The sequence below is a fragment of the Pseudophaeobacter leonis genome (assembly GCF_002087335.1).
Taxonomy (GTDB): Bacteria; Pseudomonadota; Alphaproteobacteria; order Rhodobacterales; family Rhodobacteraceae; genus Pseudophaeobacter; species Pseudophaeobacter leonis.
In genome coordinates this window covers 74912-98066 of sequence record NZ_MWVJ01000105.1, presented here as the reverse complement: position 1 = coordinate 98066, position 23155 = coordinate 74912, and the positions used below count along the sequence as shown (strand labels likewise).

The following is a 23155-nucleotide window of genomic DNA, read 5'->3' as shown; positions in this document are numbered from 1 at the left end:
CCACCTTCCGTATCAAAGGGCGCGCAGTTCGTCTATTTTCTCGGAATGCGCGGAACAGATGATGCGTGCAGCGTTTCCTATAGGCCCGTCATCTCGGAGGTCCTTCATATCCCGTTCCTGCATCCTGAACCGCAAGGCCCGGAAGGCGTGCTGAAGAGCTTCCCCGTCGAGCGATTTAGGGAGGTCGTGTTCTGAATTCACGCGAGAAAGCCAAGCCGCAAGAGGATCTTGAACGCGGAGATCGGGTCGCGGTTCTGGCGCGGGAATGACGTGCATTTGATCGAGAGAAGAAAGCCCAGTTCCCTCTAAGAACCCCGTCAAAGCCGGTAGTGGCGCCTCAAAAACCCAAGGTGCTACGCCGACAATGTCATGCCGCGCCGTGCCGCCATCGCCCCTCACCACGTTAAGCGCCGGCTTGACCGACCCGATTGTCCTGTTCGAACCAATAGTGTCGAAGGCAGATCGGTAGCTTGGATATAGAGTGCGGCTCAACTGTCCACCAAGACCCTCAGCCTCTGGCTCAGCGAGGAAGTTGGCGAGCTTTGCGAGATCAGCCCTACTCGGGTTCGCGATAACTCCAGAGAGGCCAATCGCAACCGGAGCGAAGGAGGCATCCCGAATGATTGAGGCAACTCCCTGTTCATCGAGGCTTGAAAACAGAAGGCGTGCAGGACGTGTTAGCTTTGCGGCCTGGATCTCGACACTGGTCATTTGGTCCACCGAATTTTGTTCGACGCTGATCCCAGGGATCACCGGTTTCGAGGCAGGCATGTGCCCCAATTGGTAGTCACCCTCCACCAGCTCTCCACTGACCGGCTGGAGTGCAACGCGAAGGCCTTCGACATCCTCGTTGGGGCGGATAGAGAAGGTGATGAGGTTTTCTTTTTCTTTGACCTTTAGGGCGCCGGTGTCATTTACGCGCCTGAGGCGCGTCAGACTTTCGACATGTCCATCGGCGCGCCTTATCGCAATGCGATCGTCTCCGGTATCCAGTTCAAGCTTTTCAGCACCGATCTCAAAAGTCTGCCGCTGAATGAACGGACGCTTTATGAGTGCTACAAGCACGATGAGATCGGCATCGCGATCAAAGCACCGCAAGAGAAGTGTGTCGTGGCGGTTGTCGTATCCGAACTGCAGGGTGTCTCCTTTGGGAACGTAGACGCGGTGACCGCGATCAACGCGTTGTTGCCAAAGCTTTTCGCTTCGCGCGACGAGATCGAATTCGAGAGACCTGTCGGTTTGTTTCAAGCCAAGAATGGGCGTCTCAATGTCGGAATGCTCATTGACCGAAAGGCGGCCATAGGAATCAACATGAAGTCCGGCGCTTCGTGCCTGGTCGTAGTTACTGGGAACTGGCGCAAAGGTCAGGTCGCCTGACTGAGGTGGAACTCCGGGCCAGACCCAGCACTGAGCCTTTAGATCAGCACGCGCATTTGGATCACCTGCTGCTCCCGGCACAAGAACCTCAAAGGCCGCCCGTCCTGGGTCGATTTCGGCTTGAAACCCGAACGCCGTGAAAGCAACTGCTGCCTGATTGTTCTCGTCAACATTGATACTCACAAAGCGCGCAACACCTTCAATCGTTGCGCGGACAATTCGTGTCGGCCCGCCAACATCCGGATCCAGACACATCAGGATATTAAGGTCATTCGCGTAGAGGGCAGTGCTCCCGTTTCTTCCGAGTACTGATCCGTCGAACCAGATAGACGTATCAACCGGCCGGGAAATCTTGAGATCGGCTCGACCTTCGAAGCACAGCGTTTCGCCACACTCAATCCAGGCTGAAAAAATTTCTGGGTCAGCTGTAGAGATCGCTGATCCAAATGAAGGGCTTTGGAAATACACCTTACTTAGAGCGACAAGACGAGAGGCTGGCACCTCCACGAGCTGGTCTTTGGGCGCAATACGCTGGAGGAGCGCTCCGCTGTCTGCGTCGAAGAGAAGAACTTCCAGTGCGGTCGGCGCAAAAGGTACATCAACCGACATAGAACCAGAGGTCCATTCAACGGTCTCCGGCCAGGGCGGGTTGATCGTGATCCGCTTGCCGCTCGCAATTTGTGTCGGGAAAGCCCCGCACGCAATGACCTGCCGCTTTGCGGAAATCTCTGCTGCAAGGCCGAGCCGGTCTCTTTGCCAGATCAGAGATGGAGGTCCTACGAAATCAGATTTCTTCCGCCCCATCAGGCTCGCCTGATCATCGTATGCCTTGAACAGGGTTCGTTCACCCTTGCCCTGTCCAGGTTCTCCTCGTCGCCAGGCATCAAAGCGACGCGCATAATGCGCAGATTCATCGAAGACGATGGTTTCATATAGACGCTTCTGGCTTGGGCAATACTCAACAACAGCAATACGCTGCCAGTTACGTGAAGCAACTGTATCTTCGATGGCAGGTGGGCCCTTGTAAGTAGCCGTGCGAAGAAAGGCGCGCGCAAGTCGGTCATGCTGAGGCTCAGGCACACCCAGAGGGGAGAAAAAAACCTGAGTCGGATGGTTACCGCTGGGCACCGGAATCCCGATATGTCTTGCAGCTTTTCGGAAACGGGACTTCAAGAGGTCTTTATCACCAGCACAGATCGGCTTTCCGAAAAAATCTTCAAGATGCGGATAAACCTCGCGACTGGCCGCTTCATAGTTTTTCGAAAGCGGATAGAGGACAGCCCAGACACCGAGAGTTGGAAATCTATGGAGCAACATCGTTATCGGGTACTGTCGTGCGACCCGTCGGGCGGAGTCGAAGATGTCATTTGAAACGACCAAGTCGGCGATGAAGGGAGACGCTCCGTCTGCAATCCAAGCGGAATCCAGGTTCCTCTCAATCTGATTTAGATCGTCAATCACCAATGAGCTCGGTCCACTTTGAAGAATGCGGGGGTGTTTCTAACACTTCGGCAAATCCTGTAATTTTTCTTTGAGCTAAGTCATATTCTAACGGAAAAAACGTCACCAAACCTCCTTGCGACAAGGTACAGGTTGTGCGGTTCTACCGATCGCTTGATGAACGAAAGAAAGGGCTGCGGCTCGGTCATCGACAGTGGGTTGGAAACAGCCCCGGACCAGAAGGCCTTCCAGATCTGGTCGATTTCAATGCGGATTGTGCTTGTGAGCATGGAGTCACTTTTTTTCTTTCTTATTGCCAACCAACCTATTGGCAGGTGAAGTCATCCGCAATCAGCGATCGATCAGTCCCAAAAAAATCGCCCGGGACGAAACCCAGGCAAGTCATCAATGGTCTACTTATCGTTCTCGACTCCCTGCACCCGGACCTTCCACCGCGCTACCTTCCCATTGCTTCGCTACCCCTTAAAAGGCCACCTCATGGCGGGGCGGGAAACCCAGTCTCACGCCAATGACCAAGCCTCTTGCCAGAAGTGTTGATGATAGCGCTCGAGCGCAGGAGCGATCAGAAACACTTCAATGACCAGTCTTGCCATTCCGATCCCACGTGAACAGCGCAGATCCCAACGCGAAGGGCAGATATCAATACGTACCCGCTGAAAAGTTCGCCACATAGGACAAATTGCCTTCGACTGTCCCGCGCCGACAATTGGCCCTCGGCGCAGGGGCTGGAAAGCAGACATCGAGAACCTCATGACGTGGTCGCCCCGAAAGCTGGGCACGGCGCGCGTCAAGAAGAGATTTGGGTAAGATGGCCGCTCCGGGCTGAATCCCTGGTTTAGCCGGTCCCAGACCGCGCCTGGCGCTCCTTGAAGCGCATCCAGCGAAAAGCAGTCAGCCGGTCCTGCACCAGACTGTGGCGGTAGACCAGTTGTTCATAGTAGACCATCGCAACGTGCAGGAGCTTCAGCTCCCGATGCATGATGTCGTATGATTCCGAAGAGCGGGTGAATTCCTGATCCCCGAATCCGGGACGCAGGTCGTTCATGGCGTCCCTGATCAGCAAGCGAAGCTCTTCGAGGGACTGAAATTCCTTGATGCACAGGATCTCGCCTTCGGAGAGGCGTTCCATCAGTTGATGGAAATTTTTGGCCATTTCCGGCGGGACGGAAATATCGGCGTTTTCGCAGGCACTGCCGAGCTGACGCCCGACACGTAGGCAGTCGAATGCCAGCTCTTCCAATGTTTGCTCGAACATATTTGCTCCTTTCGCAATGGGTCAGGCAGGATGCCTGCCCTCAAGAAGCCAGCCGAAATCTCGGCTGGCCTGTGCCTGCGTCAGGCGGCAATTAGATAGTCAGCCAGCGGCTGACCGGGATCGAGGTCGAGTCGATACAAAATGTCGGTGAGCGCCTCAGTCATCAGACAGATGTCCTCAATGAAGGGATCGCACATGTCGATTTCGGCGAAATACGCAGCTTCGATCCGATCCGGATTATTCACGTGGTAGAGCGAAAGCAGTTTGTGGACATCAACGACGCCCACTTGCAGCCGGCGTGTGATCGTTGCCGAACTGAGAACGTCATCCAACAGCGTTTGAACGCGCTTCAGTGCGAACGGACCAGCCAGCAGCAAAGCAGCGTTTTGAAGAGGCTCGTAATGAAACCTGGCGAACTCTTGGAGCTCGGCGAGGGGACGAGGGATGAATGAGCACATGGTTACCTCCTGTGCTAATGGCTCGCCAACCATTGGCGGCCTCAAGAGCGCCTTTCTCTCCTTTCCGGCGCTTTTTGGATGTGGTCGGGATCGAAACCTTCATGGGGTTCACCGAGAAACCCCTGAAGGTTCGAACGCATCACATCAGATTTTTTTCGGTTTCTTGCCGCTATGAACGTCAGGGGGTTCTTCTGCGTCATCACGGGGCACGAGATGGATCACATCACCCGACACGACAACACTATGCAGAAATGTCTTGATATACTGCTTCCGGAACGCAACAGGTCCTTCCCGAAGCGCATTTCTGAGGAAATGGCCGAATTCAGCCACCTGCGTCGGGGACATTTGCATGCGCACATCCCTGTCGCGGGTCAGTGCATCGAGCTTGGCACGAACAATATCTCGTTCCGAGCATGCCGTCTGATATTGAACCCGAAACAATTCGTCATCCAGATCGAACACACCTTTTTCGATCGCCTGGTAAAGGCGGACAACAGCCTGCTCCTTGTCCTTCATCACGCGGTTAAGCTCGGCAGTCCGGGACCTTTCGTCGATGTTGCGGGCGTCCATGCGCTGGGAAAGCGCCTCCAGAACTTGTTTGCTGCGCTTCATATCATCGAGGGCACTCACCAATGCGTCTGTCACGATGCCATCCAGCACTTCCATCGGTACGTTCTGCCCATCGCAGACAGATTTGCCTTTCCGCTTGTGGTTGCTGCAGGTGCAGTACCGGTACTGGTTGCTTTTCCCCGTCGACAGGATCATCCCGCCGCCGCAATGTCCGCAGCGGGCGGTTCCAGTGAGCAGGATCGGGCTGCTAACTTCCCTGGGAGGGGTCTTGATTGGATGATGCTTACGCAACCGCGCCTGAACCTTGTCGAAGATGGCAGCTTCGATAATGGCGGGAACCTCCACGATGATTTGCTCATCCTTCGGCTTCTTTTTCCCGAAGACATTCTCACCGATATAAATGGTATCCGTCAGGACCCGATGAAGCTGACCAGTGGTTCCAGTATTTTCCCCGACGAGGGCGGCCAGCAGCATTCAGCCATTGCGCGACCTTCTTGACCCCCAAAGGACCGGATTATCCGTCACCGTCGAGATACAGCGTGTAGATCAGAAGAACATCCTCGGCTTCATTGGCATCCACCGCCAACTTTTTCTTAGTCTTTTTGCCCCGCTTGCCAGCTTCGTCTACACAATACCCGAAGGGGGGAATGCCTCCGTTCCAAAAGCCTTGCTCCGCATTGAACCTCATGGTTCGTGTGACATGTTTGGCGATTTCATTCGAATTGTATTCGTCGAATGCACTTATCACCTGACGAAGCAGATCACCGGTCGGCGTATCATCTATGGGCTGCGTAATGCTGATGATCTGAACACCGCATTTCTCGAGCTTGCGCCGGAGCATTTCGAGTGCAAATGCATCCCGAGCCAGACGACTGAAGGAATGGACGATCAGCATGTTTATCGACTCGGTACCGCTTTCGATCAGGTCGACAATTTCATCGATTGAACGACCGTCCATTTCACGACCGGTGTGCGCATCCTTGTATTCGTGAACAACGTTGATCCCCCATGTTTCGCAGAATCTGTTTATGCTTTGTAGCTGCTCTGCGATCGAAAGTTCGTGCTCTGCCTGACGATTGGTTGAGACCCGCCCATAGGCGATTGCGTTGGATTCGGTTTCAGAAAGGGCATTGCCAAAGGGGTAGCTCAATTTCGGCCGCCTTTCCCAAAAGATGGCGCCCGACCGTTTGCTTTGTCACGGTTTTGCCTTTGTGGCTTATTACCCTTCTTCTTCGCATCCACCAGATTATACAGTACCTGGTGATAGAAAGTTTCGAGGGCCCGGATTTCGTCATCCGCCACAAAACGGACTGACTTCAGTTCGTTCATGACGAAAAATCGGGACGTATCGCTGAACCGCCCCTTCTGATGGGTGTTTTTCACCGAAGGCATTCACTTCGGCACATGGGTAGTAGGGTCGCAAGACATCGTGTCTCATCTCCATACCGGGGCGATCCCGCCAATGCGGTTCGCAGGTGTCGGTGGAAACCTGAAAGACGACAGGTTCCGTGCAGGCCGAATGCCTACTCAAGAGATGGACACGGGGAATCTGCCCTGTGTACTGGATAGATGAACTCAGGTTACGCAAGTTTCAACCCTCCTAACAGGCTGTTTATTTTACTTTATTTTCTTTGGAATTGAGAATTTCAGCCAACGCGCACGCGTGTTGTCGGATTTGGTCCGGGCGCATTTCTCTGGTGCTTTCAATTCGAATTGCACCAAGAAATCGTACCCGTCGGCCAAAGACGTCAGAGGAACAAACGTGAACATTTGCTTGCACCTCGAATCACCAAAGGGCTATTGTGTGCCCTTATCTTGCTTACATTTTTCGTTCAAGCTGCGATTCCAAATGGAGGATCTGCCGTGCAAAACCAATTTGTCGCGCCGCCAGGCAGCCGCGCTGTCATTTACTTGAGAGTCTCGACAGGCAAGCAAGCCAAAAAAGACATTTCCCTTCCGGATCAACGTAAACAGCTTCGAGATCACTGCAAGCACCATGCCTATATAGTAGCTGGCGAGTACAAGGACGCTAAAAGCGGCCGTGATGACAAGCGTCCCGGCTTTCAGGCGATGCTTGATGACATTAAACGAGGAGGTCTTGGGTGCGACCTCATCATCGTTCACTCATACAGTCGCTTTTACCGAGATGAAGTCTATTCCGAACTTCATATCCGCTCCCTCGCCAAGATGGGTATTCGGGTGATCAGCCTGACCCAGAAGACAGACGATAGCCCTGAAGGTCAGCTGACCCGCCGAATACTTGGGTTGTTCGACGAGTACAGCTCCAATGAGACGTCCAAGCATGTAACTCGCAGTCAGGCATACAACGCTCAAGAAGGTTATTGGAACGGTGGGGTTACGCCGTACGGATACAAAATCATCGAGGTAGAAAGGAAGGGCAAACCTAATAGGAAGAAACTCGCCATTGACGAGGCAGAGGCTGCCGATGTGAGATTGATGTTTAATCTTGCCCTATTTGGTGACGGTCAATCGGGACCATTGGGTGTCGTGGATCTTGTGAGCTGGCTGAACGAACGCGGCTACCGAACCCGAAGAAACAACAAATGGTGCACCGCTGTCGTTCACAGGATTCTTTCAAAAACTACTGTTGCTGGTGAACACGTCTTTAACAGCAAACAAGATGGTGGCATCAAAATTCCGATTCCAGTTCCACCGATCATCGAAAGATCCCGGTTTGACCTGCTTCGGCGAAACATGGAGGCCAAGGACCCTCGCCGCATGCCGCCACGCGTTTCAACAGGTGAAGTTCTCCTAACCGGCCTTGTCACTTGTCCAAAGTGCGGCGGTGGAATGACTACAAGTACAGGGAAAAACGGTCGATATAGATACTATGCGTGCTCCAAGAGGATGCGTGAAGGCCCGACATCCTGCGAGGGACATCGCGTACCGATGGGAGCGTTGGACGAATTGGTAACAGACAGATTGTTGTCAGACTTGTTTTCCATGACCAAAATCAATGATCTCTTGCAGCCCATGCGACACCGTCAAACACGATGCAAGGAGGACATTGCCAAGCGTCTTGCGGATCGGGAGGCCGCAGTTCTGGAAGCAAAACGTAGCCTCGACAACTTGTATTCCATGGTAACTACGGAATTGGTTGACCCATCGGACGAAGATTTCCGGGCACGGTTCCAGCAAGCCAAAGAGTTATTTGAGAGAGCGCAAAAAGAGCGCGACCAAGTAGCTACCGAAGTCGCCCCAGAAGCGCGCGCTACACTCGCAAGAGTCTCCAACTTTGTTTCTACCATGCAAGTTGCACTTTCCAAACAGTCGGTTGCTGCCAAACGGGGTTACTTGCGATCGTTCGTTGACGAAATCAAAGTTGGCAACAAATCCATCCAAATTCGCGGGCGGCGGTCACGGGTTGAACGCGCCATTGCATCGGATGAGGTCACCCCCTCAGGGGTACCCACTTTTGTTCGTGAGTGGCGGGGAGACAGGGATTCGAACCCTGGGAACGCTCGCACGTTCAACGGTTTTCAAGACCGCCGCATTCGACCACTCTGCCACCTCCCCGATCTGATGGCGGTTTAAGACGCTGAAACGCGACACGCAAGAGGAAATTTTGCAAGCGCCCCTGCCCGCACCATATGCGGGTCCACATGCGCCCAGTGCAGTGCCCGGTGCAGTGCCCGGTGCGGTGGCCAGTGATGCGCCCAGTGCGGCGGCCCAGATCAAGTCGGCAACACGCGGGATCATGCCAATCAAACATCTTTCGCAAATGCCGCTCCAGCATAGGGTTTTCATGCGACTCGCTGCAGGCTATCATCCGGCAAATCATAGTGATGACCGGGAAATCCGGCGCAGCCGTTTTGGCACAAATGAGCACAGGCAAGGAAACAGCCATGACACGACCTATGCCGAAAAGGAAACCAAGGGCGGGCTTCGCCTTTGCTGCGGTCTCGCTGTTGGCGCTTGCCGCCTGTGAAGACGGCGCGGGCCTGTCCTTCCTGAAACCAAAAGCAACAGAAGCCGAGGTGACAGGGTCGAGCAGTACGCAACTGGTTGAACGGGATGTCGAGGCCCCTGACGTGTTTCAGGTCACCGAGGCCGGGCTCTGGGATGGTCGCCCCTCACTGGGCGGCGTCTGGGTGGCGCATCCGGATGCTAAAGAGCCAGAGCGTGTGATCATTCGCAAACAATACCAACGGCAAATTTGTCATTGGGGCGCTGTTCCGTCGTGAACGCGAAATCCCCGGCCCCCGCCTGCAGAGCTCATCTGACGCCGCCGCCGCACTCGGGATGTTGGCCGGAGCCCCGGTTGAGCTGAACGTGACGGCCCTGCGGCGCGAAGCCGAAGAGCTGCCTGAGGCAGCCCTACCCGACGCAACGCCGCAAGATACCCCCCTGGATGAGGCTGCCACTGCCGCCCTTGACACAGGGTCGATAGAAGCTTCGTCTCTGGACCCAATTGCTGGCGCTGCGGCCGCAATTGATGCCGCGCCAACCGCGTCGGCAAAGGCCTCGGCAAAAGCCCCTGTCGCCACAGCGCCTCAGGCCACTCAGGCCACTCAGGCCACTCAGGCCACGCGCAGCTCGCCGCTTAGTAAACCCTTTATTCAGATCGGCATCTTCAGCGTCGAGAGCAACGCCAAGAACACCGCCGCGCAAATGCGCAACGCCGGGCTGATCCCATTGGTGTTGACGCAAAAAAGCAATGGCAAACCCTTCTGGCGCGTCGTGGTAGGCCCCGCTCAATCCAGCTCGGAGCGCAGTCATTTGTTAAAAAGCGTCAAAGCCGCCGGCTTTACAGATGCCTATGCCGTCACCAACTAACCCACTCCCAAACCCCGGCCCAGGCCCTTAGCCCAAGCCCCCAGCCCAAGCCCCAGGAGATCGCAGGCGTGAGACCAATGGTCAGACCCTTAGCAAGACTCGTATTGGCCGCCGGATTCGGGCTTTGCCTGACGGCGCTACCGCTCGCCGCCTTTGATACACGGGCCCGCGCGGCCTTTGTGCTGGATCAGGGCACCGATACGGTGCTGCTGTCCAAAAATGCCGAAGTGCCACTGCCGCCGGCCTCGATGTCAAAACTCATGACGCTCTATGTCGCCTTTGAGGCGCTGCGCGATGGCCGGCTCACCCTGGATGAACGCCTGCCCGTCAGTGCCCACGCCATGAGCTATGGCGGCTCGACCATGTTTCTGGACACCACTGATCGGGGGAGGGTCGAAGACCTTTTGCGCGGCATCATCGTGCTCTCGGGCAATGACGCCTGTGCTGTGATCGCCGAAGCGCTTAGCCCCGATGGCACCGAGGCGGGGTTTGCCCGGTATCTGACCAAACGCGCCGGAGAGCTGGGCATGATGAATGCCAATTTTGCCAATTCCAACGGCTGGCCCGCCGTCGGCCACCGCATGTCGATGCGCGACCTTGGCATCCTCGCAGAGCACCTGATCGAAGACTTTCCGCAATACTACCCACTGTTCTCTGAAAAGTCATTTGCGTTTGACGGCCGCGCGCCCTCAAACACCCGCAACCGCAACCCGCTATTGGGGCTTGGCATCGGGGCCGACGGGCTAAAGACCGGCCACACCACCGAGGCGGGCTATGGTCTGGTTGGCTCGGCAGTTCAGGGCGACCGCCGGGTGATTTTTGTCATCTCCGGGCTGGACAGCACCAAAGCGCGCGCAGAGGAGGCCGAGGCCGTTGTTAACTGGTCGTTTCGCCAATTTGACAAAAAGACCATCGCCACAGCCGGCACCCCGGTCGCCCGCGTCGAGATCTGGCGTGGATCTGCACAATCGGTAGGGCTGGTGCCTGAAACCGATCTGGAAATTCTGCTCCCGGCCTTGTCGGGCAAACAGATCGCCGCCGAGGTGGTCTATAGCGGCCCGATCAATGCGCCGGTGAGCAAGGGGCAGAGATTGGCCGAACTGGTGTTGCAGCCCGATGGCCTTCCCGAGATGCGCCTGCCTTTGGTGGCAGAAAACGACGTCTCTGCAGGAGGCTTCTTTGTCCGCGTCAAAACTGCCGCTCAGGTCCTGTCCAGACGTCTTATCAATGGCCCCGAGGCGTCCCAGTGACCGAACCAACAGCCCAGCCTGTGATCAAACCCGTGAAAAAGCCTGAGAATAAGCCTTTGAATAAGCCCGTAACCTCTCCTATGGATTCGAAAAACCCACACTCAGCCTCAGGCCTGTTTCTGACCTTTGAAGGCATTGACGGCTCTGGAAAATCCACCCAGTGCAAGCGCCTGGCCGAGGCGCTGCGCGCGGCCGGTCATGACGTTGTTCTCACCCGTGAGCCCGGCGGCTCTCCCGGTGCCGAAGAGATCCGCCGCATGGTGCTGGAGGGCGATCCCGACAAATGGTCTGCCGAGACCGAAATCTTGCTGTTCACCGCTGCCCGCCGCGACCATCTTGAGCGCACCAGCCTGCCCGCGCTGGCTGCAGGCAAAGTGGTGATCTGCGATCGTTTTGCCGACAGCACCCGGATGTATCAGGGGCTGTCGCGTGGCGATCTGCGCGACACTGTCTACCAGTTGCACCAGCTGATGATCGGCTGCGAGCCGGACCTTACGGTGCTCATCGACATGGACCCTGCCACGGGTCTGTCACGGGCCAAGGGGCGTCAGGGCAGCGAGGAACGGTTTGAGGATTTTGGCATCGGTCTCCAGGAGAAAATGCGGGCGGGCTTTTTGTCTCTGGCGCAGGAGTTTTCCAGCCGTTTCAAAGTTGTCGACGGCGCACAGGACATTGATGCCGTCGCCGCCGAGATTCTGCGCCACACCAAAGCTGCCCTAAAAGAGACTGCCCAGGAGAGAGACGAACTGGCAAGAAACGAACTGGCCAACACAGCCGAGGCACAAGGCAAGCGCGCCACCGGTTCCGGGTCAACGCCGTCATGAGCCGGGCTCCCAAGGTCAAAACGGACGAAGAGCTGCCCCGTGCCGATCAGGCACCTGGGGCACCGCATCCGCGCGAAACCCAACAGCTTTTTGGCCAGGACCAGGCGGAACAGGACTTCCTGAGCGCCTTTAATTCTGACCGGCTGCATCATGGCTGGCTGCTGACCGGGCCGCAGGGCATTGGCAAGGCCACGCTTGCCTGGCGCATTGCCCGCTTCCTTCTGGCGACACCTGCCGCCGAAGACGGGCTGTTTGGCGCCCCCCCCCAGTCACATCGCTGATCATTGATCCAGAGCACCCGGTCTCGCACCGTATCCATGCCCTGGCCGAGCCGGGACTGGCCCCGATCAGCCGCAGCTACAACGACAAAGGTAAGCTGCGCGACCAGATCGTGGTGGATGATATTCGCAAACTCAACCGCTTTTTTGGCCTTTCGGCCACCGATGGCGGCCGTCGGGTGGTGATTGTGGATGCGGCTGACGACATGAACACCAGCGCCGCCAACGCCCTGCTCAAGATGCTGGAAGAGCCGCCTGCCCGCACCACTCTGCTGCTGATCTCGCATCAGCCCTCGCGGCTGCTGCCAACGATCCGCTCACGCTGTCGCACCCTGCGGCTGAGCCCGCTGTCGCCTGCGGACATGCAATCTGCGCTGACGCAGGCGGGGGCGGAATTTCCTGAAAACACCGATCATCTGGCGGCCCTTGCGGCAGGCTCTGTCGGGGCGGCGCTGCGGCTTTTGAACCTTGGCGGCCTCAGGATCTATGCCGAACTGATGCAGATCCTCGGCTCGATGCCCCGACTGGACCGCCAGCGCGCCATGGCCCTGGCCGAGGCCGCCGCCCAGCGCGGCGCCTCGGAGAAATTTGAACTGCTGCTCACCCTGATCGAAATCGCCCTGGCCCGTCTCGCCCGCACCGGTGCCACCGGCCATGCCCCCCTGCCCGAGGCGGCACAGGGCGAAGGCGCGATACTGGCGCGCCTGGCGGCTGATCCGCAAAAAGGCCGCGACTGGGCAGATCTCTCTGCCGAGGCCACGGCGCGGGCGCGCCACGGTCAGGCGGTGAACCTTGACCCGGCTTCACTTGTCCTAGATACGGTTTTCAAGATGCAGGAGACCGCGTCCCGTTGACCTTTACCGGCGGCGCCAGGATCCGGCCAAAGACAATTTGAGGCAGGCATGACGAGCACTCTCCCCCAGACACCCCCAGAAATTACCGACAGCCATTGCCATCTGGACTTCCCGGATTTTGCAGATGAACTGGACGCGGTGATCGCCCGTGCCCAGGAAGCAGGCGTGACACGCATGGTGACGATCTGCACCAAGCTGAAGAACGAACCACAGGTGCGCGCCATCGCCGAGGCCTATGCCCCGGTGTTCTACGCCGCCGGCACCCACCCGATGAGCGTCGCCTCGGAACCCATGGCCAGCTATGACGAGTTGGTCGCCCTCGCGGATCATCCCAAGTTTGTCGGCATCGGCGAGACGGGGCTCGACTACCACTACACCGCTGAAAGCGCCGAGGCGCAGCAGCAGTCGCTTCGCATTCATATTGCGGCGGCGCGCGACACCAGGCTGCCGCTGATCATCCATGCCCGTGCAGCTGACGACGATATGGCGCGGATCCTGCGCGAAGAGATGGCCAATGGTGCCTATAGCTGTGTGATGCATTGCTTTTCATCTTCCGCCGAACTCGGCCGCGCCGCGCTGGATCTGGGGTTTTATCTGTCGATGTCCGGCATTGCCGCCTTCCCCAAAAGCCAGGAGCTGCGCGATATCTTTGCCAGTGCACCGCTGGAACGTATTCTGGTGGAAACCGACGCGCCTTATCTTGCGCCGCCGCCCTATCGGGGCAAACGCAACGAGCCGGCCTATAGCGCCTTTACGGCACAGATCGGCGCCAAGGCCTTTGGCCTGGACTACAGCGATTTTGCCGCCCAGACGCAGGCCAATTTTGACCGTTTGTTCTGGAAAGCGGCGCAGTTTGAGGCCGCAGCCTGATGGCAGAGCTGCGCTATACCATACTGGGCTGCGGCTCGTCCGGCGGCGTGCCGCGTCTGGGTGGCCCTTGGGGCGACTGCGATCCGGAAAATCCCCACAACACGCGGCGGCGCTGCTCGATGCTGGTCGAACGCGACGGGCCTGGTGGCACCACATCGGTGCTGATCGACACCTCGCCCGACATGCGCAGCCAGTTGCTGGACGCCAATGTCGTACGTCTGGATGCGGTGGTTTATACCCATTCGCATGCCGACCCTGTGCATGGCATTGATGATCTGCGCATGATCGTCTTCAACATGCGCACCCGTGTGCCGGTCTATGCCGACGGCGAGACCCAAAACGCCCTGCTGTCGCGCTTTGGCTATGCCTTTGTACAGCCCGAAGGCTCGCCCTATCCGCCGATCCTCGATCTGCGCACCATTGATGGCGCCTTCACGATTGATGGCCCCGGTGGTGAGATCCCTTTCTTGCCGTTTGAGGTCAATCATGGCGCGATGGACTCGCTGGGGTTTCGCATTGGCTCATTGGCCTATCTGCCGGATGTGATCGAGATTCCGGAAGCGGCCACCGAGGCGCTGGAGGGGCTCGACTGCTGGGTGCTGGATGCGCTGCGCCGCACGCCCCATCCCACCCATTTCAATCTGGATCAGGCCCTGGCCTGGATCGAGCGGATGCAGCCAAAGCGGGCCGTGCTGACCAATATGCATATTGATCTCGACTACGCCACCCTGGCGTCCGAGACCCCCGACCACATCCCGCCCGCCTATGATGGGCTGGTGCTCCACTGCCCGCTGTAACAGCCAGCCCCTGTCGCCAGATCGGTATCTGGCCGCAGAAATTTGTCCGTGAAGACATCGTTTTGGTATCGCCATTTTATTGGGCGCAACTTATTAGGCTCAATGTGTATCCCGGGCTGAAGACCTGATTGAATTCTTGGTCCTGCCCGGCTCCCGACAGGAAAATCCCATGCTCCAAAGTCTGATTGACGTCATCCTGCCGGTCTTTTTGGTGGTGGCTGCGGGCTATGCCGCAACGCAAAGAGGCTATTTCACACCGACGCAGATTGATGGGCTGATGAAGTTCACCCAGGGCTTTGCAATTCCCTGCCTGCTGTTTCGCGCCATTGCCAATCTGGATCTCTCCAACAGCTTTGATCCTGGCCTCCTGATCAGCTTTTACACCGGGGCTGCGATCTGTTTTTGCATTGGCATGACGGGCGCGCGGCTCTTGTTCAAACGCGACTGGGAAGACGCTGTCGTAATCGGATTTTGCTGCCTGTTCTCCAACTCGGTCCTGCTGGGCCTGCCAATTACCGAGCGCGCCTTTGGGCCGGAAAACCTCACCGGCAACTATGCGATCATCGCCTTTCACTCGCCCTTTTGCTACGGGCTCGGCATCACGGTGATGGAAGTGGTGAAAAACCGCGGCGCAGGCAGCCTCAAGACGGTCTCATCGGTGCTGACGGCCATGTTCAAAAACGTGCTGATCCTTGGCATCTCCCTTGGATTTGCTGTTAATTTGGCAGGGTTGACCATACCGGGGACAGTGGATGCAGCCCTCCAGCTGTTGATCCAGGCGGCGCTGCCAACGGCGCTGTTTGCCCTGGGTGGCGTGCTGGTTCAGTACCGCCCCGAAGGCGATCTGCGCGCCATCGGTTTTGTCTGTGTCACAGCCCTGATGGTGCATCCCAGCATCGTCTGGATCATGGGCGGCACTCTGGGAGTGAAGCAGGATCTGTTCCGCTCCGGCGTGCTTAACGCTGCCATGGCGCCTGGTTTCAACGCCTATATCTTTGCCAATATGTATGGCCGCGCCAAACGGGTGGCCGCCTCATCCGTGCTGATTGCCACCGCCGCTTCGGTGTTCACTGTCTGGTTCTGGCTGCTGATGCTCAGCTGAGGCGCGTTCAGGACCAGCCTCTCCATTCCAAGTCCTGTTCACGACACCTCCGGTGCACAATAGGTCCTGTGCACGAAGGGTCCTGAGCACTACCAGCGTGGATCATCCAGTTCGACGTCAAAGCGGCGCGGCATCAGCCCGGCCTGAAACCAGGTCACAAAGCTATGGATCGAAAACACCGGCAGGCCAGTGGCACGGCGTATATCACGGGCATAGGGCCCCCTATAGGTGCATTCCAGCACGATGGCGCCCAAATCAGGGGTCTCTGCCTGCAAGGCGCGCGCGCCGTCGATCATATCCAGTCGGCAGGCCTCAAAATCGATCTGCAGCGCATCGCCCAGAATATCGCGGCTGAAACAGCCCAGCCCATCTGTGCCGCCCACGGGTGTGTCGCCGGGAGCCCCCGCCGCGACCAGATGCGCCGGTGTCAGAGTCTGCTTTGAAATCGTCAGAACGCCAACCCGTTTGCCCTGCGGCAACAGAGCCTGCGCCATCGGCACCTGCATCAGCGAGGAGGTCGCAACCGGCACGCCCAGCGCCTGTTTCACCTGATCCAGGATCAGGGCCAGAAAGCCACAGTTGGTGGTGATGCCGTCACAGCCCATGGCCACCAGATCACGCCCGGCCTCGATAAAGAGATCGACCAGCGCCGTCGGGTCGTGGCGCACCACCAGATCCGGAGTGGCGCCGCGCACCACCCGGTAATGCACCGGGAAATCCCAGCTCAGCGCGTTGCCCATATCGCCGTGAATGCGGGGAAACTGCGTCTCCAGCATCAAGATCCCCACAGCGGCCCCGTAGACCGTCTTGCCACCATGCTCCATACCCGTCTCCTTCGGTTTCGCCACTGGCTCTTTTGGCTCTGATCTGGCCGTCCTAATCGTCCGGCACATAAAGCTGAGAAAAGGCAATACGCACCGCCTCGGTGGCCTCTTCGCGGCGTTTTTCAATGTGACTGCGCAGGGCATCCGTTGCCGCCACCACATCGCGCGCTGCCAGCCCCTCAAGGACGCGTTTATGGGCAGACACATCCCCCGGCGCCGCGCCATCAGCCTGATCGCGCATCCGTTTCAGGTCAATCAGTCGAATATAGCGGATCCGGCCGTTGAGGTTCTGCAGCATGCGCAGCAGCTCGGAATTCCCGGATAGCTGCACCAGGCGGTTGTGGAAACTCTCGTCCAGCGCCAGCAATTCCACCGGATCTGTGGCGCTTTGATAGTCGGGCTCCATCCGGTCAAGATAATCCGACAGGGCCGCGATCTCGCTGTCCGGGGCCCGCAGGCAGGCCAGCCGCAGCGCTTCACACTCGACAGCAACACGCGCCTCATACAGATCCAGAATATAGCTGGGTGTCAGCGGGCGGCAGAAAAATCCCCGGTTGATCTGAAAGGTCAAAAACCCCTCGGCCACCAACCGGTTAAGCGCCTCACGCAGCGGCGTGCGCCTGGCCCCCAGCACATCAGACAAAGCACTTTCGTTGATGCGCTGATCTGGCTTAAAGGCAAAATCCGCCGCCATCTGACGCAGCGCCTCATAGACCCGATCAACATTGCTTTCGCGCTTTGTCATCCCGCCCCATCCATATTCCAAGCCGCACGCATTTGCCCTTCTAACTAGAGCAGGCTTGACTTGTCCGCAATAATGAATTCCAAACTGTATACAGTTATGAGCGCAATATTGGCGCAGAGGCGAAACAGGCACCGGCACGACGGGCACGACAAGCCCCGACTGGCCGCCCGCGACACGGACCGTCAAGATGCGTAGCGATGAAGGGAGACCAGCATGAGCAATGAAATGAACGGCGCAGAGGCCATGGTACGGATGCTGGAGGCCCATGGCGTGCGTCACATTTTTGGTCTGTGTGGCGACACCACCCTGCCCTTCTATGACGCGATGCACGGGCTGGGTCATGGCATCACCCATGTGCTGAGCCGCGACGAGCGCAGCGCCGCCTATATGGCTGACGGCTATTCCCGCGTCACCGGCCGCCCCGGGGTGGCCGAGGGGCCCTCAGGCGGCGGCGCCACCTATATTCTGCCCGGCCTGATCGAGGCCTCGGAAAGTTCCTATGCCGTGCTGGGCATCACCACGGATATCTCGGTGGCCTCTTATGGAAAATACCCCCTGACCGAGGTGGACCAGGAAGCCTTGATGCGGCCTTTGACCAAATGGAACACGGTGATCAAACAGGCGCAGCATATTCCCCGCATGGTGCGCACCGCCTTTAAGGCGATGACCACCGGGCGTTCGGGGGCGGCGCATCTTGGCCTGCCTTATGATGTGCAATATGACAGCGTCGATGCCCGTGATATCTGGGCCGACCCCAAACATCAAAGCTACCCCGCCTACCCGCAATCCCCAGAGCCCGGCGCGGCGCAGGCAGCGATTGAGGCCATCCTGTCGGCCAAATCCCCCCTGATCATCTGTGGCGGTGGCGTGGTGATTGCGGGGGGGATGGCAGAGCTTGCCCGCCTGGCAACCCGGCTTGATATTCCGGTCGCCACCTCGATCTCGGGTCAGGGATCACTTGCGGATACCCATGCCAATTGCCTCGGCGTGGTGGGCTCCAATGGCGGCACTGATGAGACCTGGGAGATGATGCAGGCGGCCGATCTGGTGATCTTTATGGGCTGTCGCGCAGGCTCTACCACCACCTCGCGCTGGGAGGCCCCGCTGCCAGGCACCCGCGTTGTGCATTTCGACAATGACCCGATGGTGATTGGCGCAAATTACCGCACCGAAGTGGGGGTGGTAGGGGATCTGCGTCTCGCCCTGGCCGAGGTCAACGCAGTGCTGGACCAGCGCGCCCAAGGCACGGATACCTTTGGTGGCGCTGCAGCAATTGCCGATATCAAGGCGCGCAAGTTTGAAAAATTCCGCCATCTGGCACAAAGCACCGAGACACCGATCCGCCCCGAACGGGTGGTGGATGCGCTGATGAAGGTTTTGCCGCCGGATGCCACCGTGGTCTCAGATCCCGGCACCAGCTGCCCCTATTTTTCGGCCTACTACCAGCTGCAGCAACCCGGGCGCTACTTTATCACCAACCGGGCGCATGGCGCCCTTGGCTATGCGCTCTCGGCCTCGCTGGGGGCCTGGTATGGCCGACCTGCGTCAAAAACCGTGGCCCTGATGGGCGACGCTCCTTTGGCTTTACGGTGGGCGAGCTGGAACCCGTCTGCCGCAGCCGCGCGCCTATCACCTTTGTGGTGTTTTCCAATGCCAGTTTCGGCTGGATCAAGGCGAGCCAGTTCGCCGACAAAGACGCGCGCTACTACAATGTCGACTTCAACCGCACCGACCACGCCGCCATTGGCGCAGCCTACGGCGTCAAAAGCTGGCGGGTGGAAAATCCCGACGATCTTGACCGCGTCTTGCGCGAGGCCGTACATCATGATGGCCCCACCCTGGTGGATGTCGTCTGCCAGGCGCTGGAGGAAAGCAACGCCCCGGTCCGGCGCTGGATGGGGTGGGGCCCGTCTCGGAAAGGCTCTGGGAGAGCCTTTCAGGGCCGAACGGGCGGAGCCCCGGGCACATTGCCGAACGGGCGGAGCCCTGGGCGCCTTGCCGAACGGGCAGAGCCTTTGGCATATAGCCGGACGAGCCGTACTGGATACCTTTGCCGAATGGGCAGAAGACTGCCTGCCGTCGTCCCAGAGCCAAAGCCTCACAACCCAAGGCCCGAAACTCTGTTCCGCACCACCATCAACAAAGAACGCCGACCGCGCCGCGCGTCAGCGCGGCGCCAGGCCCAAGGGGATCCGGGCAATCTCTGATTGCCTTGATCCGCGCGGGAGCGCCCCCCTCTCGCCCCCTCTCTCATCCATGTTCAGGGGGCGCAATAGGGCTCCAGCTCCTGCTTCAGCAGCGCCAGAAATTCCTGTCCGATTGAAGACAAGGGGCGCGAGGTTGAGGTAATCACCGCCATCTCCATCAGGATCTGCGGGCGAACCGGTCGGGTGATAAAGCCGCCTTCACGGTCAAAATCCAGCCCAAACGGGTCGAGAATTGCCACCCCCATCCCCTCTTTCACAAAGCTCAGCAAGTTTTTAAACAGCTGCGCATGCACCCGCGTCTTCAGCGGGATGCCCGCCTGTAAAAACGCCTCTCGGGTGCGCCGATGCGTCATGTGATCCGGCCCCATGACCAGAAACGGAGCCCCCTCCAACAGCGCGGGCGTCAGCACATCATGGCGCGCCAGTGGGCTGTCTTCGGGCAGGGCCACACGGGTCTCCACCCGGATCGGATGCGCCTGCAGCCCGTCATGCAGCAGCGGCGTCTCACAAATGCCGATCTCAAACAGCCCCGACATCACCCACTCCTGAATTTTAGAGGAATACTGCGACTGAAAAGAGATCGACATATCCGGGCGATCCCGGGCAAAGCGGGCAATCAGTTTCGGCATAAACCCAAAGGACATCGAGTGCTGCGAAGCCCCCTGCAACTGACCCGCCTGTTTGTTTTGCAGATCAATCACCGCCTGGGTCACATGATCAAACCCGCGCACCAGGGTGTCGATCTCACTAAACCGCAGATTTGCCTCCGGCGTCGCCCGCAGCCGCCCTCTGTCGCGCTCAAACAACTTGAACCGGGTTTGCCGCTCAAGCTGGTACAAAAGATTCGACACAGCTGGCTGTGACACCCCCAAAAGTGCCGCCGCACCGGTGACGGTTCCGGTTTCAATAACCGCATGAAAGGCCTGCAGCTGTCTAAAACGAAGGTTCATATCTGAGCATATCATTTTTTATTATGGAGTGCATCGAAGTTTATATTTGAAATGATACCGCCCGATAGGCATGGTTTCCAAAAAACATGACGGGGACCTTCGTGAAAAACACATCTTTCGACCCAGGTGAGCGCGGCACGCAAGGCACGCGCGGCCTTTGCAGATGAGCCAGCAGCACACAATTGTTATTGGTGCAGGCATTGTCGGCGCTGCAACTGCGCTCTGGCTAAAGCGCGCAGGCCATGAGGTCACGCTGATCGACAAGGGAGAGCCCGGCATGGGGGCCTCTTATGGCAATGGCTGTATTCTCGCCAGCTGCGCCATGGTTCCGGTCACAACGCCGGGCCTGATCCCCAAGGGGCCGAAATACCTGCTGGATCCCAAATTTCCACTGTTTATGCGCTGGGGCTACACGCCCAGACTTTTGCCCTGGCTGGTAAAGTATCTGTCGCATGCCAATGACAGCGACACCCGGCGCATTGCAAAATCGCTCACCCATATCGTCGGCGACAGTGTTGAGCAACATCAGGCGCTGACTGCTGGCACCCCGGCGGCAAAATGGGTCCAGGAGAGCGACTACAACTTTGCCTATAAGGACCGCGCCGCGTTTCAGGCCGATTCCTATGTCTGGGAGCTGCGCCGCGAGGCCGGTTTTGTGCCCGAAATCATCGAAGGCGCCGCCGTGCAGGAACATGAACCAATCCTGGGCTCCAACACCACTCTGTTGGCAATAAACAAGAACCACGGCTTTATCCTGAACCCGGCGCATTACGTCAAGGATCTGGTCAAGCTGCTGGTCGAGATGGGCGGCAGGTTCATTCAGGCCGAGGTGAAGAATTTTGACCTCTCTGGCGGGCGCATATCCGGCGTAGAGACCGATCAGGGACGCTTTGCGTGCGATCAGGCCGTCATCTCGGCTGGCATCTGGTCCAAACCCCTGATGGCTAAACTGGGACTGAAGGTGCCGCTGGAGGCTGAACGTGGCTATCACATCGTCTTTAAGTCCCCAAATATCCGCCCCCGCTATCCGATGATGGTTGCGGCCGGGAAATTCGTTGCGACCCCAATGGATCAGGGGCTACGCTGCGCAGGTGTGGTCGAATTTGGCGGCCTGGACGAAACCCCGTCAAAGGCACCACTGGCCCTGTTACGCCGCACCATTGCAGAGACCTTTCCGCAGATGCAGGCGGCAGAAGAGGAAGAATGGCTCGGGTTTCGCCCTGCCCCCTCAGACAGCCTGCCGCTGATTGGCGAGGTTGGACAGACCGGCGTCTATACCGCCTTTGGTCATCACCACATTGGCCTGACAGGTGGGGCAAAAACCGGCAGAATGGTCGCAGGCCTGATCACGGGTCAGCCGATGAACCTCGATATGCGCCCGTTTGAGCCTGATCGCTTCGCCTGACGCGTGCCCAGGACACAAAAAGACAAGACAACATTACACTGACACATAAAAAACCGACAAAACGACAACCTTAAAAAACAACAACAATAAACCAACCTCCAGGGAGACTATCATGACTGCCAATACCTCCATCAAAATGGCCTTTACCGCCTCTGCACTGGCGCTTGCCACCAGCACGGCTTCGGCAGAGAGCTGGGATATGCCCATGGCCTATGCCGCGACCAACTTTCATTCCGAAATGGGCGTGGTCTTTGCTGACAAGGTGCGCGACTACACCGGCGGAGACATCGACATCACCGTGCATGCCGGCGGCTCGCTGTTCAAAGGCGGTGAGATCAAGCGTGCGGTTCAGACCGGTCAGGCCCCGATTGGCGAGCGCTTCATGTCTGCCCATGCCAATGAGGCCCCTCTGCTGGGCTGGGACAACCTGCCCTTTGTTGCAACCACCTATGCAGAAAACGAAAAGCTGTGGCACGCCGCCAAGGATAAGGTGAATGGCCAGCTCTCCGATCTCAACCTGGTGGCGCTCTATACCTGCCCATGGCCGGGTCAGGGCTTTTATTTCAACAAGGAAGTCAGCTCATCCGGTGACACCCAGGGCATCAAGTTCCGCAGCTACAACACGGCCACCGCCACCTTTGCCGAGAAACTGGGCATGATCCCGGTTCAGGTCGAAGCCGCCGAGCTGAGCCAGGCGCTGGCAACCGGCGTGGCCGAAGCCTTTATCTCCTCTGGCTCCACCGGCTATGACCGCAAGGTCTGGGAGCATCTGAGCCACTACTACAAGGTCAACGCCTGGCTGCCGCGCAACTATGTCATGGTGAACAAGCAGGTCTGGGAAGGCCTGAGCGCCGAGACCCAGGGCCAGGTGCAAAAAGCCGCCGATGAAACCGGTGCTGCCTGCTCTGCCAAATCAGAAGAGCTGGCCAACTGGTATTTTGAGCAGCTCTCAGGCAACGGCATGAAAGTGACCGATGCAGGCCCCGCGTTCCTGGCAGAGCTGCAGGAAATCGGCACCAAGATGACCGCCGACTGGCTCGAAGCGGCCGGCGACGATGGCAAAGCCATCTTGGACGCCTATAACGCAAACTGATCCCAACCACTCAGCTGGCGGCTCCTGTTCTTTTATGA

General features: G+C 58.2%; 15 protein-coding genes, 1 tRNA gene and 4 pseudogenes. 11 read left to right on the top strand and 9 right to left on the bottom strand.

Features of this window, described 5'->3' with window-relative positions; genetic code table 11:
• Positions 1-12: 12 nt before the first annotated feature.
• From B4968_RS19930 to B4968_RS19910, 5 genes are all read right to left on the bottom strand, one after another.
• Positions 13-2841 carry a hypothetical protein gene (locus B4968_RS19930; RefSeq protein WP_083101033.1) on the bottom strand — a complete coding sequence of 943 codons (2829 nt, stop codon included), beginning with the start codon at positions 2839-2841 and terminating at the stop codon, positions 13-15.
• Positions 2842-3673: 832 nt separating this feature from the next.
• Positions 3674-4093, bottom strand: coding sequence for a hypothetical protein (locus B4968_RS19925; RefSeq protein WP_083101032.1), 420 nt, complete (start codon positions 4091-4093; stop codon positions 3674-3676).
• 80 nt (positions 4094-4173) lie between these two features.
• Positions 4174-4551 (bottom strand): hypothetical protein, encoded by a 378-nt coding sequence (locus B4968_RS19920; protein ID WP_083101071.1) that lies wholly within the window; start codon positions 4549-4551, stop codon positions 4174-4176.
• Between the two features lie 144 nt (positions 4552-4695).
• Complete coding sequence (locus tag B4968_RS19915; RefSeq protein WP_083101031.1) at positions 4696-5595, bottom strand: recombinase zinc beta ribbon domain-containing protein; 900 nt, start codon at positions 5593-5595, stop codon at positions 4696-4698.
• Between the two features lie 40 nt (positions 5596-5635).
• Complete coding sequence (locus B4968_RS19910; RefSeq protein WP_161492621.1) at positions 5636-6271, bottom strand: recombinase family protein; 636 nt, start codon at positions 6269-6271, stop codon at positions 5636-5638.
• A 713-nt stretch (positions 6272-6984) separates the two neighbouring features.
• Here B4968_RS19910 and B4968_RS26300 point away from each other — a divergent pair.
• Positions 6985-8055, top strand: a pseudogene (locus tag B4968_RS26300) (recombinase family protein); the annotation flags it as partial.
• A gap of 513 nt (positions 8056-8568) precedes the next feature.
• On the opposite strand, the gene B4968_RS19890 reads toward B4968_RS26300, so the two are convergent.
• Positions 8569-8658, bottom strand: a tRNA-Ser gene (locus B4968_RS19890).
• A 329-nt stretch (positions 8659-8987) separates the two neighbouring features.
• Between B4968_RS19890 and B4968_RS19885 the strand changes: the two are divergent.
• The 7 genes and pseudogenes from B4968_RS19885 to B4968_RS19855 all read left to right on the top strand — a co-directional run bounded on the left by B4968_RS19885 (position 8988) and on the right by B4968_RS19855 (position 15893).
• Positions 8988-9918: pseudogene (locus tag B4968_RS19885) on the top strand (SPOR domain-containing protein).
• 77 nt (positions 9919-9995) lie between these two features.
• On the top strand, positions 9996-11168 hold the full coding sequence (locus tag B4968_RS19880) for a D-alanyl-D-alanine carboxypeptidase family protein (RefSeq protein ID WP_083101028.1): 1173 nt from the start codon (positions 9996-9998) through the stop codon (positions 11166-11168).
• Positions 11169-11248: 80 nt separating this feature from the next.
• Positions 11249-11992, top strand: coding sequence for a dTMP kinase (gene tmk / locus B4968_RS19875; protein ID WP_083101027.1), 744 nt, complete (start codon positions 11249-11251; stop codon positions 11990-11992).
• Positions 11989-13124, top strand: a pseudogene (locus tag B4968_RS19870) (DNA polymerase III subunit delta'). The gene tmk and the pseudogene B4968_RS19870 overlap by 4 nt, the downstream one beginning before the upstream one ends.
• 48 nt (positions 13125-13172) lie before the next feature.
• Positions 13173-13994: a TatD family hydrolase gene (locus B4968_RS19865; protein ID WP_083101026.1), complete on the top strand. Its 822-nt coding sequence runs from the start codon at positions 13173-13175 to the stop codon at positions 13992-13994.
• Complete coding sequence (locus B4968_RS19860) at positions 13994-14791, top strand: MBL fold metallo-hydrolase (RefSeq protein WP_083101025.1); 798 nt, start codon at positions 13994-13996, stop codon at positions 14789-14791. Before B4968_RS19865 ends, B4968_RS19860 begins: the two co-directional genes overlap by 1 nt.
• Before the next feature lie 169 nt (positions 14792-14960).
• A complete protein-coding gene (locus B4968_RS19855) occupies positions 14961-15893 on the top strand; it encodes an AEC family transporter (RefSeq protein ID WP_083101024.1) in 933 nt (310 codons plus the stop codon).
• An 89-nt stretch (positions 15894-15982) separates the two neighbouring features.
• Here the strand turns inward: B4968_RS19855 and B4968_RS19850 are convergent, their stop codons facing one another.
• Positions 15983-16717: an aspartate/glutamate racemase family protein gene (locus B4968_RS19850; protein ID WP_083101023.1), complete on the bottom strand. Its 735-nt coding sequence runs from the start codon at positions 16715-16717 to the stop codon at positions 15983-15985.
• Between the two features lie 52 nt (positions 16718-16769).
• Positions 16770-17462, bottom strand: coding sequence for a GntR family transcriptional regulator (locus B4968_RS19845; protein ID WP_083101022.1), 693 nt, complete (start codon positions 17460-17462; stop codon positions 16770-16772).
• A gap of 213 nt (positions 17463-17675) precedes the next feature.
• On the opposite strand from B4968_RS19845, the pseudogene B4968_RS19840 reads away from it, so the two are divergent.
• Positions 17676-19363, top strand: a pseudogene (locus B4968_RS19840) (thiamine pyrophosphate-binding protein); the annotation flags it as partial.
• A gap of 359 nt (positions 19364-19722) precedes the next feature.
• On the opposite strand, the gene B4968_RS19835 reads toward B4968_RS19840, so the two are convergent.
• The gene (locus tag B4968_RS19835; protein ID WP_083101021.1) at positions 19723-20619 is read right to left on the bottom strand and encodes a LysR substrate-binding domain-containing protein; all 897 of its coding nucleotides are present in this window, start codon (positions 20617-20619) and stop codon (positions 19723-19725) included.
• A 163-nt stretch (positions 20620-20782) separates the two neighbouring features.
• On the opposite strand from B4968_RS19835, the gene B4968_RS19830 reads away from it, so the two are divergent.
• Both B4968_RS19830 and B4968_RS19825 read left to right on the top strand, forming a co-directional pair.
• A complete protein-coding gene (locus B4968_RS19830; protein ID WP_083101020.1) occupies positions 20783-22024 on the top strand; it encodes an NAD(P)/FAD-dependent oxidoreductase in 1242 nt (413 codons plus the stop codon).
• 136 nt (positions 22025-22160) lie between these two features.
• Positions 22161-23117, top strand: coding sequence for a TRAP transporter substrate-binding protein (locus tag B4968_RS19825; protein ID WP_139792932.1), 957 nt, complete (start codon positions 22161-22163; stop codon positions 23115-23117).
• The last annotated feature ends 38 nt before the right edge of the window (positions 23118-23155 follow it).

What these genes read in the sequence shown, in the direction of transcription:
- B4968_RS19925 (WP_083101032.1), bottom strand. Translation starts at nt 4,093, where the DNA reads ATGTTCGAGCAAACATTGGAAGAGCTGGCATTCGACTGCCTACGTGTC.
- B4968_RS19920 (WP_083101071.1), bottom strand. Translation starts at nt 4,551, where the DNA reads ATGTGCTCATTCATCCCTCGTCCCCTCGCCGAGCTCCAAGAGTTCGCC.
- B4968_RS19915 (WP_083101031.1), bottom strand. Translation starts at nt 5,595, where the DNA reads ATGCTGCTGGCCGCCCTCGTCGGGGAAAATACTGGAACCACTGGTCAG.
- B4968_RS19880 (WP_083101028.1), top strand. Translation starts at nt 9,996, where the DNA reads ATGGTCAGACCCTTAGCAAGACTCGTATTGGCCGCCGGATTCGGGCTT.
- tmk (WP_083101027.1), top strand. Translation starts at nt 11,249, where the DNA reads ATGGATTCGAAAAACCCACACTCAGCCTCAGGCCTGTTTCTGACCTTT.
- B4968_RS19865 (WP_083101026.1), top strand. Translation starts at nt 13,173, where the DNA reads ATGACGAGCACTCTCCCCCAGACACCCCCAGAAATTACCGACAGCCAT.
- B4968_RS19860 (WP_083101025.1), top strand. Translation starts at nt 13,994, where the DNA reads ATGGCAGAGCTGCGCTATACCATACTGGGCTGCGGCTCGTCCGGCGGC.
- B4968_RS19855 (WP_083101024.1), top strand. Translation starts at nt 14,961, where the DNA reads ATGCTCCAAAGTCTGATTGACGTCATCCTGCCGGTCTTTTTGGTGGTG.
- B4968_RS19850 (WP_083101023.1), bottom strand. Translation starts at nt 16,717, where the DNA reads ATGGAGCATGGTGGCAAGACGGTCTACGGGGCCGCTGTGGGGATCTTG.
- B4968_RS19845 (WP_083101022.1), bottom strand. Translation starts at nt 17,462, where the DNA reads ATGACAAAGCGCGAAAGCAATGTTGATCGGGTCTATGAGGCGCTGCGT.
- B4968_RS19835 (WP_083101021.1), bottom strand. Translation starts at nt 20,619, where the DNA reads ATGAACCTTCGTTTTAGACAGCTGCAGGCCTTTCATGCGGTTATTGAA.
- B4968_RS19830 (WP_083101020.1), top strand. Translation starts at nt 20,783, where the DNA reads ATGAGCCAGCAGCACACAATTGTTATTGGTGCAGGCATTGTCGGCGCT.
- B4968_RS19825 (WP_139792932.1), top strand. Translation starts at nt 22,161, where the DNA reads ATGGCCTTTACCGCCTCTGCACTGGCGCTTGCCACCAGCACGGCTTCG.